We start from the raw sequence: 14,313 nt of genomic DNA on the forward strand, positions 1-14,313 counted from the left end.
TTAGGGTATCATTTCTTTTAAATCGGTCAATGAATTGGCTTCGTGGATGTTTTTATCCTCCCGCCACCGTAGCATTCGGGAAATCTGGTGGCAACCCCACTTTTATGTCTTTTGGAATGCGCAATTCCTTCAAAGGCAATTTCAAATACATGATGAGGGGTCACACTTCTTACGGGGCCAAAACGCTCTAGGGTATTTTTTTTAATCCAAGCATCCAGTCGCCTAAATTCGGCATCTGTGAGTCCGGAATAGGCTTTGGCAAAAGTGACCAACTCTCGTTCCCCTTCTTCATTATCATCCCAAAGGGCAAAGGTATAATCCGTAAATAAATTGCTTCTCCGGCCATGACCTCGCATAGCATAGGTAAGCACGGCATCAATGGTCAAGGGTCCACTTTCCATTTCCACCAATCCCCTTTTTTTCTTCCCACTAAATAAGGTGAATCCTTTTTTTTCAACATCAATCCTTCACTATGCTTTTCCCTAGACAAATCTCTCTCATGGGCCACAGCCTTCCAGGAATCAAAACTCATGGTCTCCGAGAGTTGTATGGGTAGGTCACTTCGACACCGCTCAGTTACCCCACTTCGACTTTGTTCAGTGGCCTTAATTTTGCTTTTGTGAGTACCCTTTGATAGATGGTGGCTGAGCGTAGTCGAAGCCACTTTATCAAACATTTGCTCCAATAGCCTTCTGCGTTCCAAAAAAGGCTTATTGCGAATATCTTTTCCTTCCCATTCCAACAGGTCATAAGCCTTTAACATGACTGGAACCTTTGAAAGAAGTGATTTTGACACCATTTTTCGCCCGATCCGTTTTTGAAGGTCATTAAAGGTTCCGATAGTTTCATTGATATAGGGAAGAATTTCACCATCTATGACCGTACCGTTTGGAATTTCACCAATAAGAGATTCAAACTCCGGGTATTTATCCGTTACTAGCTCTTCACCTCGACTCCGGACGAATAGTTCATCATTTCGAAGGATAACTTGGGAGCGTATTCCGTCCCATTTGTGTTCCGCTGACCATTGCGCTACTTCGCCCAAATTTTCAGGAGTTTCTTCCAAAGCATAGGCCGAGATAAAAAGGATAAGGTTTGGAGAGGTAGTCATTTTTGTTCTCCTCCAATACCAATTGTTGAAAGGAAATGGTATTTGGATCCCAATTCCCCATTAATTTGTAGGCCAAAATATCCTCATCAATTTCTGTGGCCTTGGCAAGTGCCCTTGTCATTAGTTTTTGACTTACCCCAATTCTGAAACCGCCGGTTATCAATTTGGTAAAGACGAAGCGCTCGTAGTAATTCAAAACCTTCCAGTTTTCAAATAGGTATGCCTTTTTATCAGTATCCTTTTTCTTTTTAAGTGCAATCATCTCATTTAAAAAAAGAGTCAAGGTCTTATTGGTGGAAGATTGGGAAGAAGGTACCACCAGAGCAATTGTTTCGGCTAAATCTCCAACAATATGGTAGCTTTCCTCAAAAAGCCATAATGGGATATTAGCCAATTCCGAGGCCCATTCCCTTAGTAGCGTTGTGTTCACTGGTCTAGGAGGTCTCCTGTGCGAAAGAATGGCTATCGTCCAAACTTTATCGGTGTCACCTGCTTCCAAAAAGTATTGAGTCAAGGCATCAACTTTTACATTGGTCTTGTTTGTACTATCCAAGGTTTTTATGAGTTGGGCGAATCTTTTCATATATCTGCCGTTGATTTAGAGGATTCCAACTCACCTTGCTCTCCTTCATATTGTGTGGCTTCCGTTCCGGCATCATAGCCTAATTCGCGCAGATATCTCGGAGAAAATATCGCTATAGCCATGCGTACAAATGACTTTTTCTGCACCCGTGGCTTCTATGCTGGAGAGTAACCCTTGCCAATCACAATGATCGCTGAGGACAAATCCCTTGTCAATGGCCCTTCGGCGACGAGCCCCTCTAAATGTCATCCATCCACTTGCCGAAGCTGTAACATACGGTACCATCTTCCGAATCCAACTACTTCCATGGGCACTTGGAGGGGCCAAAACGATATTACCCGGAAGATCTTTTTTGGTAGTTTCTTTTGTAATCAACTTGGTAGGTGGAAAGGATGCCAACGGTCGTAAAACTTCGGTCATGTTTTCAATGGCACCGTGGGTATATATTGTCCCAATCCCGGTATCCAAATATTTTAATAGCCTTTGAGCCTTGCCAAGACTGTAACCAAACAAAATGGAAGTCTTGCCTTCATTTTTGTTTTCTTGCCACCAATTATTGATATCGCTTAAAACCTCTTGTTGTGGTAACCATTTAAAAGCCGGAAGTCCAAAAGTACATTCGGTAATAAAAGTATGGCATTTGATGGCCTCGTAGGGCGTGGATATCCCGTCGTCTTCTGTTTTGTAATCACCGGTGAATACCCGGACTTCACCCTTATGTTCTACCCTCACCTGTGATGATCCTATAATATGGCCCGCAGGATAAAGGCTGAATTTCACATTGTTTATGGTGAATGTTTCCCCCCATTCAATACCAGTAGACTTAATTTCCCCCAGCCTATGGGAAATTATTGGTATGTTTTTATGGTGTGTAATATATTCTTTGTTCCCCCATCGACTATGATCTGCGTGTCCATGGGTTATGATGGCTTTGTCAACTGGCCTCCAAGGATCCAAGTAAACGTCCGCTTGCTTACAATAAATTCCTTTATCGGTAAATTGAAGAAGGGGTGTTTTCATAGCATCGGGAAGTTACAAATTTGCCATGAAACAAAGTTCGGCCGGATATAAACTATGACCTCTAAAAAAATTATATTTGCCCAAAAGAATACATTATGTCAATTTCAGATTTTTTTGATAGTGGCTTCCAAAAGAGGAACCAAGATCATTTTGCAGCCATAGTTAGGGTCGCTATGAGCGATGGGGTTATCAACAATGAGGAGCGGGCTTTCTTGGACCGTTTGGCTAGGAAACTAGATATATCGGAGAACGATTATAAAGAAATTTTGAAGGATTATGCTTCCCATGACATAAATCCTCCAACGAGTTATGATAGAAGGTTGGAGCGTTTATTTGACTTGGCAAGAATGGTTTATGCTGATCATGAACTAGGAGAGAAGCAAGTAGGCATGCTGGAACGATTAGGAGTCGGCCTTGGCTTTAACCCGGTTAATGTAACCTATGTGGTAGATAAAGCCCTTAAACTTGTACAGGCAGGTGTTGATGAAGACAATTTCATTGATGAAATAAAAAATATGAATCGGTAAGATTCAAAAAGTGTTAGTAAAAAGGGGAGCAATTTGCTCCCCTTTTTATTGATACTTTTCCAAGAACTCCTGAAGTTTTTCCACCATTTTTTTGCTTCCACAGTAAAATGGAACTCTTTGGTGCAATTCGGTAGGTTGAATGTCTAAAATCCTTGAGTTTCCGCTTATGGCCATGCCATTTGCCTGCTCTGCAATAAATGCCATGGGATTGCACTCGTATAATAGACGTAGTTTTCCACTTCCTGTAATACTACTTTTAGGGTATAAATAAATACCCCCCTTGATCATGTTTCTGTGAAAGTCAGATACCAAAGATCCAATATATCTTGAGGTATACGGCCGGTCTCCCTCCTCCATTTGACAGTATTTGATAAAGTCCTTTACTCCTTGGTGAAAATGCACATAGTTTCCTTCGTTTACGGAATAGATTTTACCAGTTTCGGGAATTTCATATTGGGGTGGGATAGATAAAAGGTTCCCAAAGCTGGGTTTAGGGTAAAACCGTTAACTCCATCCCCAGTAGTATAGACAATCATAGTAGAGGTTCCGTAGACCACATATCCTGCGGCTACCTGTTGGTTTCCGGGCTGTAAAAAGTCCTCTAGGGTTACAGGGGTGCCCACAGGGGTTACCCTTCTATAAATTGAAAAAATAGTTCCTACAGATACATTAACATCGATATTGGAAGAACCATCCAATGGATCGATAAGAACCACATATTTGTTTTGATGGTTTTCATCGTTACTGTTTATGGAAATAAAACTATCTTCCTCTTCGGATGCTATTCCACAGACTATTTCACGATTCGTTAGGGTCTCGGATAAACTTTTCATTGGCAAAAACATCCAGTTTTTGCTGATTTTCCCCTTGTATATTGGTTTCTCCAGCGGTTCCAATGATATCTACAAGACCAGCTTTGTTTACTTCGTGATTCACTACTTTGGCAGCCAACCGTATCGCATTGATCAATTTGGAAAGCTCTCCGAGAGGAATATTGGAACGATTTCTGATTTTCAATGATAAACTCACCTAATGTCTGTTTTCTATTGGTCATCATAAGAGGAATAGGTTAATCTCTCTACAAATAACGCCTATTTTGTGAAACTCTTGTGTTTGGTTTTTACTTGTTTGTTTAAAATTATAACTTTGTGTTTTATTTGTAACAATGAATTTTATTATAAGGAATTCCCGAAAAGAAGATATGGGCCAAGTCTTGAAGTTAATTCGAGAGCTCGCCGTATTTGAAAAAGAGGACAATGCTGTTGAGGTTACCGTTGACGATTTGGAACGATCTGGTTTCGGTGATGAAAAACTGTTCCATTGTTTTGTTGCGGAACAGGAAGGTTCCATTGTGGGAATGGCCTTGGTTTATCCCGGATACTCTACTTGGAAAGGACCTATCATCCATTTGGAAGATTTGATCGTTACCGAGAAAATGCGGGGTAGTGGTCTTGGTACGGCTTTGTTGAATGAGGTAGTAAAGTATGGAAGTGATTTAGGTGTAAAGCGTATTAGCTGGGAGGTACTGGATTGGAATGAGCCGGCCATTGATTTTTATAATAGTAAAGGTGCGGATGTGAAACGTGATTGGGATGTGGTGCATCCGGATGAAAAAGGAATAGCCAGTTACTTGGCCAATATGTAAAATAGTAGAATCGAATTTAGTGTATGAGAGTATTTAAATTTGGAGGAGCCTCCGTTAAGGATGCAGAGGCTGTAAAGAATGTGGTTAATGTCTTACAACAAGTAGGGTACGATAATACACTTCTAGTGGTTTCCGCCATGGGAAAGACCACAAATGCCATGGAAGAAGTAGTAAATGCCTATTTCAAGAACAAAAAGGACATACCCTCCAAAATTTCGGACATTGTAGAATACCATGATGGTATACTTACCGATCTTTTTGAAAACAAACAACATAAAATTTATAAGGACTTTAAGGTATTGATCGATGAGATCAATGGATTTTTGGTCCGGAACAAATCGCCTAATTATAATTTTGTCTATGATCAAATTGTAGGTTATGGGGAATTGATTTCTACAACCATCATTAGTGCCTATTTGGAGAAAGTGGGCATTTCCAATAATTGGCTCGATGTACGCAATTACATTAAAACAGACAATAGTTATAGGGATACCACCGTGAACTGGGAAAAGACCCAAGCCAACGTTGCGGATATTGATAAGAAAGTACTGAACATAACTCAAGGGTTTTTAGGCAGCGACGATAATAACTTTACGACTACCCTTGGTAGGGAAGGTTCGGATTATACCGCCGCGATTCCGGCCTACTGTCTCAATGCGGACTCTGTTACCATTTGGAAGGATGTACCTGGGGTCTTGAATGCTGACCCTAGATATTTCAAAGAAACCCAGTTGTTGAACAATATTTCGTATCGAGAGGCTATTGAGCTTGCTTTTTATGGTGCTTCGGTAATTCATCCAAAGACTCTTCAACCTTTGCAACGTAAGGAAATTCCATTACACGTTAAGTCTTTTTTAAATCCAAAAGATCCTGGTACAACAGTAGGTAAGGGAATGGGTATAGAGCCCAAAGTTCCATGCTTCATCGTTAAGAAGAATCAAGTTTTAATGAAGTTGTCTTCCTTGGATTTTTCCTTTATGGTGGAGAACAATATTAGCGAGATATTTAAACTGTTTCACGACTTCAAGATCAAGGTGGATCTTATCCGGAATTCCGCAATTAGTTTTTCCGTGTGTGTAGACAATAAGTTTGGCGGTTTGGAGGATCTCTTGCAACAATTGAAGGGTAAGTTTAAGGTGGTACACCATGAGGATGTTTCTCTTTACACCATCAGACACTTCAATACCCAAGCGCTTGAATCACTGGTAAATGGGCATGAGGTACTATTGGAACAGCGCGGCAAGGAGACGGTACAATTAGTGGTAAAATAGGCGTACTTCCCACTTTTCCATTTGTTAAAATGGTGACCTCCACATCCTATTTTCCTATATTTATGCTTTGAAATAAATCAGATATATGGGTTTAGTGACCGCAAAGGAAGTGGCAAAAGCCGTTAACTTATCCAAGTATGGCTTTGTTGGAACTTTTATTGGTTGGGTGTTGATGAAGGTCACGCGTATATCAGGGGTTAATCGTTTTTACGATAGTATTTCTCATTTACAGGGAACCGATTTTACCCAAGCGGTACTTGACCATTTTGAGATCGATTTTGAAATTCCTGAAGAAGATTTCAGAAGGTTGCCAAAAGAAGGCCCTTTCATTACCATAAGCAACCATCCATTGGGGGCCATTGATGGGGTCCTGTTGATGAACCTAATGCTTCCCAAAAGGCCCGATTTTAAAATCATGGCCAACTTTCTTTTACAAAGAATGGCCCCTTTGGACCCTTACATTCTTCCAGTAAATCCATTTGAAGGACACAAGGACGCAAAAAGCAGTATTAGTGGTTTTAAACGAACGCTGGAGCATCTCAAAGAAGGTCACCCGTTAGGCATATTTCCCGCAGGCGAAGTATCTACCTATCGCGATGATAAACTTATAGTGGACAAACCCTGGGAAGAAGCCGCACTTAAGCTAATACGTAAGGCCGAGGTTCCGGTCGTACCCATTTATTTTCATGCAAGAAACAGCAAGCTATTTTATAGGCTTTCCAAAATGAGTGATGTATTTAGAACGGCCATGATACCTTCTCAGCTCTTCTCTCAGCATAGCAGACCTATTAAAATAAGGATTGGTCAGCCCATATCTGTGCAAACTCAAATGGAACAAACTACAATGGAGGAGTTCTCCGATTTATTACGAAGAAAGACCTACATTCTGTCCAATGCCTATGAAAAGGAACGGTTGATAGATCAAATTCCTACCTCTTTAAAAATACCCAAACCACCCAAGAAAATAGCGTCGGCCATGCGAAAAGAGGTGATGCAGGGAGAAATTGAGAAGCTAAGGGAAAAGGATTGTCGGTTGCTGCAAAGTAAGAACTATGAGGTTTTTTTGGCAAAGGAAAAGGACATGCCCTTTATCCTCAAGGAAATTGGAAGGCAGCGAGAGGTTACTTTTAGGGAAATAGGGGAGGGCACCAACAATGCCATTGATCTGGATAAGTTCGATTCCTACTATTATCATCTCTTTCTTTGGGACGATACGGAAAAATGTATTGTGGGCGCTTACCGAATGGGTCTCGGGTCCGAGATTTTTCCGGAATATGGAATAGATGGTTTTTATTTACAGGATTTGTTCCGTGTAGAGCCCGAGCTTTATGGTATGATGAAGAACTCCATTGAAATGGGAAGGGCTTACATAACCAAGGAATATCAGCAAAAGCCTATGCCCCTGTTCTTACTTTGGAAAGGAATTGTTCATACTACATTGAGACATCCGGAACATAAGTATCTTATTGGCGGAGTGAGTATTAGCAATCAGTTCTCCAATTTTTCGAAGAGCCTAATGATCGAGTTTATGAAATCCCATTATTGGGACCCATATGTGGCCCAATACATACGTCCAAAAAAGGAGTTTAAGGTGAAGCTAAAGGATGCCGACAAGGAATTTGTTTTTGACGAGACTCAGGCTGATCTGAACAAATTCGATAGGATGATAGATGAGGTGGAACCGGGAAGTCTTCGTTTACCCGTACTTATTAAAAAGTACATTAAGCAAAACGCAAAAGTGGTCGCTTTCAACGTAGATCCACTTTTCAATAATTCTGTGGATGGTTTAATGTACATTAAAATAGCCGATTTACCCGAAAGTACGGTAAAACCGGTCATGGAGGAATTTCAAGCAGAATTGGAACGGAAGTTGACCGAGGCACAACAGAACCACGAATAGACTATTCCACTCCGATTTTTGTGCTTCTTCTTTCAAAAAGGACATTATCTATCCATCGACCTTTTAAATTACCGACGCGTTCCCGTTTTCCAATTTTTCTAAATCTCAATGATTCATGGAGCTTTATACTTGCCTTATTTGATGGGAAGATTCCTGACTGTAATGTCCGGAAACCTTCCTTTTCACTTTCCAAAATCAAATGTCGTAGAAGGACTTTTCCTATCCCCAATCCTCTAAAATCTTTACCAATATAAATACTTACTTCAGCAACGCCCCTATATACATAACGATTGGATACAGGAGATAATGCAGCCCATCCAGCTATACTGTCTTTGTAAAGCCCTACAAATCTGCAATGTTTTAGGTGGGAACTGTCCCATTTGTCATATGCAGGAACTGTGGTCTCAAAGGTAGCCATACCTGTGTCAATTCCTTCTCTGTAGATAGTGGCCACTTGAGCCCAATCGGATGCGTCCATCGTTCTAATGGAAATCATTGAAAGTATTTAAATAGTTCAACAACAACCACTGCCAGGAGCACAAGCTGAAGCAGACTCTACACTAGTTTCACGGAACACCGCATATTTCCTTGGCCTTGCAATCTGTTTTTTCTACCCCTAACGTAAAAATTAGATCCTCATTGGTAACCTGATAATCGTTAACGAACAATTGGGCCGTGTGAAAATTACTGTTGCTATATTCAAACTTTACCTCAACGTCCCTTTCCATAGGTTTTACTTTATCCACTTTTTTAAGAATAGAAAGCGCTTTGAAGGCGGACATATAGTCCTTTTTACCTATTTCCGAGGGACTCTCCCATAATTGGATGATAGTTTCTTTCCGGAAATCTGGTCTTGCCCCGCAATCAATGGAGTCAATGGTCACATTTTTTACTTCCGTGATATGATAATTGGCACCTACCAAAAGACCGGGAGCATATTCAAAAAGTAAGTTTTTACCGGAATTTCCCTCAAGGATGTTCAAAAGTTCTTTTGTTTTCATATTGTAATTTTTGTTTAACAGCAATTTGTTTTAGTCTTATTGAAAAAGGAGTTTAGCATTTCTTGAATGGCCGACCATTTTTTAAGATTGATACAATAGCATACCCTCTTACCTTCTATTTCCCCTGAAATCAAATCGATACTCTTGAGTTCCTTTAAATGTTGGGAAATAGTAGGTTGGGCTAGCCCAATTTCATCCACAATATCATTACAGATACAGGCCTCCTGCTTACTGATGTATTCTAGGATGGCAATCCTTGCTGGATTGGCCAATACTCTTAAAATAACGGCCAATTCGTTCTGCTTCTCATTAAAAATTTGTGTTTTGGTAACTCCCATTGTAATATTTGTATATTGCAATATTACGATAATAAATGAAAATAAAAAAGCCTTTTTTAAAAAGGCCTTTAAATTCTCTAGAACCAAGGTTTTCTGCCTACTTGATAGGTGTTATAAAACTCCTCGTCGGATTTGGTCAAATAGATAATACCTTCGATAAGCCCAATGACCCAGGCTACCCATCCGGCGAGACCACAGGTAAGGATTCCTAAAATCAATGTAGCTACTAAAAGGATAATACCTTCTTTTGTGTAGCCTAAAATAAATTTATGTATTCCGAATCCTCCCAAAACTATGGCCGAATTCCGGCTAAGAGTTTTTTATTTTCACCTCCTACTCCCGAAAAGGCTTCCTTGGCTCCATCTGAGAATTCGTTGGCTGTCTTTTTCGCTTCATTGGCGAAATCTTTGGCAGCATCTTCTGCCTTATCTTCAAAATCTTTGTTTTCTTCTGACATTGTATTGTTTTTTGGTGGTTAATTGTTGCTTAAATGTAAAGAATAAAAGTATATCACAAAAATGCTTTGTCAATAGGTTCCCATAGCTCCAGTTTATTGCCATCCGGATCCAAAATCCACCCAAATTTACCATAGGAGTATTCTTCCATTTCTCCTACTACGGTAACACCTTCTTCCTTTAAGGCCTCCAATAGCTCTGCAAGATTCTCTACCCTAAAATTCATCATAAAAGAAGATTTACTAGGTTGAAAGTATTCGGTATCCTCTTTCATTGGGCTCCATTGGGTAGAACAGTCGTTTCCTTCTTTATCTTTCCACCAAAACGTACATCCGTACTGATCTGTATTTAACCCTAAATGATTTTTGTACCACTCTTTTGCTTTATCTGGATCGGAAGTCTTAAAAAAGAATCCACCCAAACCTGTTACCCTATTTTTCATGTTTTTGTTATTTTTTTATGTTTTTCTCATACAGTTCAATCCATTGTTGAACCGTCATTTTACCGCTTAGTTCGGCTATTAGTTGGTAAGGTATGTCATCCATATTTTTAAAACGAATACAGCTTTTGCCCATATCCAGTTTTCGTGTACAATATTTTGGGTACTCATTGGTAAACCAATCCAAAAGTTTGGGATCTGCATAGATTCCAGAATGATAGAGTGCCACAAAATTCTTTTGGGATGCCAAATTCATAAAGGGTAGGGGAAGCTCCGGATTTACATGATAGCCGTCTCGGATATAATGAATGGGGTATCACATAACCCAACATTCCATAACTCATCTGCTCTTCAAAACCTTCAGGGATGTTTTTTAATATGAGCTCCCTTATTTTAGATATCACGTCTTTTCTCTCTTGTGGAAGTTGAGAGATATAGTCTTCCGGTGTTTCTGCTTCGGATTGCATCTTAAACGTGTTGGTCTATTAAAATGGGGTTGCCATCCTGGATCTACCAATGTAATACTTGCTGAATCCGTAGTGCCTTCTTCAACCTTTCTTATAAGATTTATTCCTTTAGCTTCTAATTTTTTTTGAATTTCACGAATGTCAGTAAACTTTTCAAGGGTATTGGCATCTGCATCCCAACCGGGATTATAGGTAAGGATGTTTTTTTCAAACATACCTTGGAAGAGTCCTATGATGGAAGTTTCGTTTTTCAGAATCAGCCAATTCTGTTCAGTATCCCCGTGAAATACGGCGAAACCCAAGGCTTCATAAAATTCTTTGGAGGCCTTAATATCCTTGACATTAAGGCTTACTGAAAAGTTACCTAAATTCATTTTTGTACGATTAAGATTGATTATCCTTTAAACTACAAATTTATTTTTGATTTTGTCTACAACGGTCTGTGCCAGTTTGACTTTGCTTTCCACCGTCCAACCGGCCACATGGGGAGTTAAGATCACATTGTTTGCCCTTATCAAATATTCAAAAGCGTCAGGAAGTCCGTCGCCAGTGAACATATTTTCAAATGAGGATTTTTCATATTCTAGAACGTCCAATCCGGCAGCCAGCACTTTCCCTGATTTTAGAGCAGTGACCAAATCGTCAGTTTTTATACATTTTCCTCGGGCCGTGTTAATGATCCAGGATGTTCTTATGGAACTTATTCAAGAAGTCGGAATTGACCATGCCAACTGTAGACGCCGTTTGTGGGACGTGCAGGCTTAAAACATCGGTTCGTTGATGCAATTCCATAATCCCGACCTGCCGGGCATTTTCATCCTCAACGCCTCCTTTGATATCATAACAGATTACTTCGTCCACGTCAAAACCCTTCAGTTTTTTGGCAAAGGCCTTGCCCATATTTCCATACCCTATAATTCCTACGACTTTGCCCTCCAATTCTACACCTCTGTTACCCTCACGGTCCCATTTTCCATTTCGGACTTCGGCATCGGCTTTATTCAGGTTGTTGAAAAGGGACAGTAGCATGCCTAACGCATGTTCTCCAACGGCATTACGGTTACCTTCCGGCGCGGCCGCCAAAAAGATTCCCAGGGATTTGGCATATTTCGTATCTATATTTTCCAAACCTGCACCTAAGCGTCCAATGAATTTTAGGTTCTTTGCCTTGTCCAAAAATGTAGCATCAATGGTAAACCGACTTCGTATAATGAGTCCGTCATATTCACCTATTTTCTCTTCTATTTCTTCCTTGGTTGAAGTATAGTCCTCTTCATTTTCAAAGCCAAATTCCTTGAATTGCTCAATAATCAAGGGATGGTTTACGTCTACATGTAATACTTTCATAGGAACTGATTATATTTTTGGATAGGCCGTTTGGGTCAATTCATGGGAGACGTTACCTGTATGTGCCGTGGTGAGTTTTTCAAATAACAACACATGAACAACCTCATCATTTTTTGTCTTAGGGCAATGTTCCACTCCTTTTGGTACCACAATGATTTCACCCTCCTTCACTATCTCGGTTCGATCCCTAAATTGCATGTACAGGGTACCTTTTAACACCTGAAACAATTCATCCTCGTGTTCATGGGAATGCCATACGAATTCACCCCTTACCTTTGCCAATAATACCTGCATATCGTCAACGACCGCTATTTGATGTGGATGCCAATATTTGTCAAATAAGGATTGTTTTTCATCAAGATTGATCGTTTTCATATGCATTACTTCAGGGTAATTATAACCGCCTGATAAGGCAATAATTCAACTTGTTTATTGGACACGCTAATGGGCTCCAAATTGTTAATCCATTCAGCTCCTAGATTCCAATTGTCAGGGATGCTCATCGTTGCAGTATCCGTTGAAAAGTTGAGCAGCACGGCTATTTTTTCATTCCCCAAAGTCCGAGTATATGCGTAAATAGTGGGATGCTCCTTCGCTATAATTTTATAGCCCCCATATACGAGCACATCATGTTCTTTTCTAAGTTTGGTCAAAGCCTTGAAATGGTTAAGAACGGAATTTGGGTCCGTTTCTTCTAAAGCCACGTTGATTTCGGTATAGTTTTCATTGACCGGTAACCAGGGTTTGCCGCTGGTGAAATTGGCCTTGTCCGAATCATCCCATTGCATGGGGGTTCTGCCATTGTCCCTAGAAGAAAATTTTAAGTCCTTTAGGTAGGCATCGATGTCACCACCTTGGTTTACTACCTTTTTATATCCGTTTATGGCGGCAATATCCTGATATTCCTCAATAGTATCAAAACCAATGTTGGTCATACCTAGTTCATCTCCATAGTAGCAGTAAGGTGTCCCTCTCATGCTTAAAATAAACGTGTTCAGCAATTTTGCAGAGGGAGCACGAAATTCGGGCGAGTCATTCCCAAACCTACTTACCAAGCGCGCCTGGTCATGATTGGCGAGAAATATGGACAGCCACCCGTCTTCTGCAAATTCCTTGTCCCACTTTGAAAAAACCTCTTTTAACGTGGAAAGTTCATAGCCATCAGATTTTGCAATATCCACCCCTTCAAAGGCATAGGCCATATTCAGCTCATTGCGGTCAGCATCCACTAATTTATGGGCATCGTCAAAATTTCTTCCGGCACCTTCGGATACAGACATTACATCGTACTTGCTAAAAACCTCCTCGTTCATTTCCTTCAGATAGGTATGCAATCCGTCCTGCATGGCATAATACTGGATAAAGTTTTTTTCTAGGTCATCATCGATGGCAGGGAATGTGGTATCCTTTGCTGCGAATTGAAAAGCATCCAATCTAAACCCATCCACCCCTTTTTCTGCCCAAAACTTCATAATATCGTATACTTCTTTTCTCACTTTGGGGTTTTCCCAGTTGAGGTCCGGCTGTTTTACGGAGAAGTAATGCAGGTAGTACGCATCTGTAATGGAATCATATCTCCAAGCCTCCCCTTTTTCATCGAATAGGCTATACCTATAATTAGGTTTGCCTTTTTCAGCAGGCCACCAATGGTAATAGTCCCTGTACGGATTGTCCCTGGAGCTTCGGATTGCTTGAACCATTCATGTTCATCACTACTATGGTTCACTACCACATCCATGATGAGCTTGATGTCCCGCTCATGCATACCTTGAAACATGGCATCAAAGTCCTCCATAGTGCCAAAGTCCGTCATGATATTCCTGTAGTCGCTCACATCGTACCCATTATCATCGTTTGGCGAGCTATATATTGGGTTCAACCGGACGGCCGTAACGCCCGGACTTTTTATGTAATCCAATTTTTCGATGATACCCTTAAGATCGCCTATGCCGTCTCCATCGGTATCCTTAAAACTTCTTGGATAAATTTGATATATGATGGACTCCTTCCACCACTTTTTATCCAATTCCATAGGTTCTTTTTTGGGTTCTTGAGTTTTTTCTTGACAGCCTATAAGTATTAAAGCTACAAGGATGATTAGTTGATGAAATCGTTTCATTTTAGTGTTCTGATGAGTTGGTAATGGTTATTTTGAAGCATACTTTCTTCAATTTAAGAATAAAATGGAGTCCGATAAAACCCAGTAACT

The 14,313-nt window shown here is 40.3% G+C and carries 13 protein-coding genes and 6 pseudogenes; 4 read left to right on the forward strand and 15 right to left on the reverse strand.

Annotation, left to right across the window (positions count from 1 at the left end; genetic code table 11):
• Positions 1-1,694 (reverse strand): annotated as a pseudogene (locus tag NYZ99_RS01560) (ATP-dependent DNA ligase).
• Positions 1,691-2,714, reverse strand: a pseudogene (locus tag NYZ99_RS01565) (ligase-associated DNA damage response exonuclease). Before NYZ99_RS01565 ends, NYZ99_RS01560 begins: the two co-directional pseudogenes overlap by 4 nt.
• A gap of 95 nt (positions 2,715-2,809) precedes the next feature.
• On the opposite strand from NYZ99_RS01565, the gene NYZ99_RS01570 reads away from it, so the two are divergent.
• Positions 2,810-3,241 carry a tellurite resistance TerB family protein gene (locus tag NYZ99_RS01570; protein WP_260573180.1) on the forward strand — a complete coding sequence of 144 codons (432 nt, stop codon included), beginning with the start codon at positions 2,810-2,812 and terminating at the stop codon, positions 3,239-3,241.
• Between the two features lie 45 nt (positions 3,242-3,286).
• Here the strand turns inward: NYZ99_RS01570 and fbp are convergent.
• Positions 3,287-4,295, reverse strand: a pseudogene (fbp, locus tag NYZ99_RS01575) (class 1 fructose-bisphosphatase).
• Between the two features lie 111 nt (positions 4,296-4,406).
• Here fbp and NYZ99_RS01580 point away from each other — a divergent pair.
• The 3 genes from NYZ99_RS01580 to NYZ99_RS01590 all read left to right on the forward strand — a co-directional run bounded on the left by NYZ99_RS01580 (position 4,407) and on the right by NYZ99_RS01590 (position 8,057).
• Positions 4,407-4,886, forward strand: coding sequence for a GNAT family N-acetyltransferase (locus NYZ99_RS01580; protein WP_260573181.1), 480 nt, complete (start codon positions 4,407-4,409; stop codon positions 4,884-4,886).
• Between the two features lie 23 nt (positions 4,887-4,909).
• Complete coding sequence (locus NYZ99_RS01585; protein ID WP_260573182.1) at positions 4,910-6,157, forward strand: aspartate kinase; 1,248 nt, start codon at positions 4,910-4,912, stop codon at positions 6,155-6,157.
• 85 nt (positions 6,158-6,242) lie between these two features.
• A complete protein-coding gene (locus NYZ99_RS01590) occupies positions 6,243-8,057 on the forward strand; it encodes a lysophospholipid acyltransferase family protein (protein WP_260573183.1) in 1,815 nt (604 codons plus the stop codon).
• 1 nt (position 8,058) lies between these two features.
• On the opposite strand, the gene NYZ99_RS01595 is transcribed toward NYZ99_RS01590, so the two are convergent.
• The 12 genes and pseudogenes from NYZ99_RS01595 to NYZ99_RS22695 all read right to left on the reverse strand — a co-directional run.
• The gene (locus tag NYZ99_RS01595) at positions 8,059-8,553 is read right to left on the reverse strand and encodes a GNAT family N-acetyltransferase (protein ID WP_260573184.1); all 495 of its coding nucleotides are present in this window, start codon (positions 8,551-8,553) and stop codon (positions 8,059-8,061) included.
• Positions 8,554-8,623: 70 nt separating this feature from the next.
• On the reverse strand, positions 8,624-9,058 hold the full coding sequence (locus NYZ99_RS01600; protein ID WP_260573185.1) for a DUF6428 family protein: 435 nt from the start codon (positions 9,056-9,058) through the stop codon (positions 8,624-8,626).
• Positions 9,059-9,072: 14 nt separating this feature from the next.
• Entirely contained in the window at positions 9,073-9,396 is a 324-nt protein-coding gene (locus tag NYZ99_RS01605) for an ArsR/SmtB family transcription factor (protein WP_260573186.1), read from the reverse strand.
• A 77-nt stretch (positions 9,397-9,473) separates the two neighbouring features.
• Positions 9,474-9,686: a TM2 domain-containing protein gene (locus NYZ99_RS22685; protein ID WP_420845167.1), complete on the reverse strand. Its 213-nt coding sequence runs from the start codon at positions 9,684-9,686 to the stop codon at positions 9,474-9,476.
• Positions 9,687-9,688: 2 nt separating this feature from the next.
• The gene (locus NYZ99_RS22690) at positions 9,689-9,853 is read right to left on the reverse strand and encodes a hypothetical protein (RefSeq protein WP_420845168.1); all 165 of its coding nucleotides are present in this window, start codon (positions 9,851-9,853) and stop codon (positions 9,689-9,691) included.
• A gap of 53 nt (positions 9,854-9,906) precedes the next feature.
• On the reverse strand, positions 9,907-10,293 hold the full coding sequence (locus NYZ99_RS01615) for a VOC family protein (RefSeq protein ID WP_260573187.1): 387 nt from the start codon (positions 10,291-10,293) through the stop codon (positions 9,907-9,909).
• Positions 10,294-10,300: 7 nt separating this feature from the next.
• Positions 10,301-10,757 (reverse strand): annotated as a pseudogene (locus NYZ99_RS01620) (DUF1801 domain-containing protein).
• A complete protein-coding gene (locus tag NYZ99_RS01625; protein WP_338039231.1) occupies positions 10,691-11,131 on the reverse strand; it encodes a VOC family protein in 441 nt (146 codons plus the stop codon). Before NYZ99_RS01625 ends, NYZ99_RS01620 begins: the two are co-directional and overlap by 67 nt.
• Before the next feature lie 27 nt (positions 11,132-11,158).
• Positions 11,159-12,104: pseudogene (locus NYZ99_RS01630) on the reverse strand (2-hydroxyacid dehydrogenase).
• Between the two features lie 9 nt (positions 12,105-12,113).
• Entirely contained in the window at positions 12,114-12,479 is a 366-nt protein-coding gene (locus NYZ99_RS01635) for a cupin domain-containing protein (protein ID WP_260573188.1), read from the reverse strand.
• Positions 12,480-12,484: 5 nt separating this feature from the next.
• On the reverse strand, positions 12,485-12,730 hold the full coding sequence (locus tag NYZ99_RS23135; protein ID WP_476738698.1) for an alpha-glucosidase C-terminal domain-containing protein: 246 nt from the start codon (positions 12,728-12,730) through the stop codon (positions 12,485-12,487).
• A gap of 45 nt (positions 12,731-12,775) precedes the next feature.
• Positions 12,776-14,223: pseudogene (locus NYZ99_RS22695) on the reverse strand (alpha-glucosidase); the annotation flags it as partial.
• Between the last annotated feature and the right edge of the window lie 90 nt (positions 14,224-14,313).

The organism is Maribacter litopenaei, assembly GCF_025244665.1.
Taxonomy (GTDB): domain Bacteria; phylum Bacteroidota; class Bacteroidia; order Flavobacteriales; family Flavobacteriaceae; genus Maribacter; species Maribacter litopenaei.

Coding starts and splice junctions, on each gene's coding strand:
- NYZ99_RS01590 (WP_260573183.1), top strand. CDS start 6,243: ATGGGTTTAGTGACCGCAAAGGAAGTGGCAAAAGCCGTTAACTTATCC.
- NYZ99_RS01605 (WP_260573186.1), bottom strand. CDS start 9,396: ATGGGAGTTACCAAAACACAAATTTTTAATGAGAAGCAGAACGAATTG.
- NYZ99_RS01600 (WP_260573185.1), bottom strand. CDS start 9,058: ATGAAAACAAAAGAACTTTTGAACATCCTTGAGGGAAATTCCGGTAAA.
- NYZ99_RS01625 (WP_338039231.1), bottom strand. CDS start 11,131: ATGAATTTAGGTAACTTTTCAGTAAGCCTTAATGTCAAGGATATTAAG.
- NYZ99_RS01595 (WP_260573184.1), bottom strand. CDS start 8,553: ATGATTTCCATTAGAACGATGGACGCATCCGATTGGGCTCAAGTGGCC.
- NYZ99_RS01570 (WP_260573180.1), top strand. CDS start 2,810: ATGTCAATTTCAGATTTTTTTGATAGTGGCTTCCAAAAGAGGAACCAA.
- NYZ99_RS22690 (WP_420845168.1), bottom strand. CDS start 9,853: ATGTCAGAAGAAAACAAAGATTTTGAAGATAAGGCAGAAGATGCTGCC.
- NYZ99_RS01580 (WP_260573181.1), top strand. CDS start 4,407: ATGAATTTTATTATAAGGAATTCCCGAAAAGAAGATATGGGCCAAGTC.
- NYZ99_RS01635 (WP_260573188.1), bottom strand. CDS start 12,479: ATGAAAACGATCAATCTTGATGAAAAACAATCCTTATTTGACAAATAT.
- NYZ99_RS01615 (WP_260573187.1), bottom strand. CDS start 10,293: ATGAAAAATAGGGTAACAGGTTTGGGTGGATTCTTTTTTAAGACTTCC.
- NYZ99_RS01585 (WP_260573182.1), top strand. CDS start 4,910: ATGAGAGTATTTAAATTTGGAGGAGCCTCCGTTAAGGATGCAGAGGCT.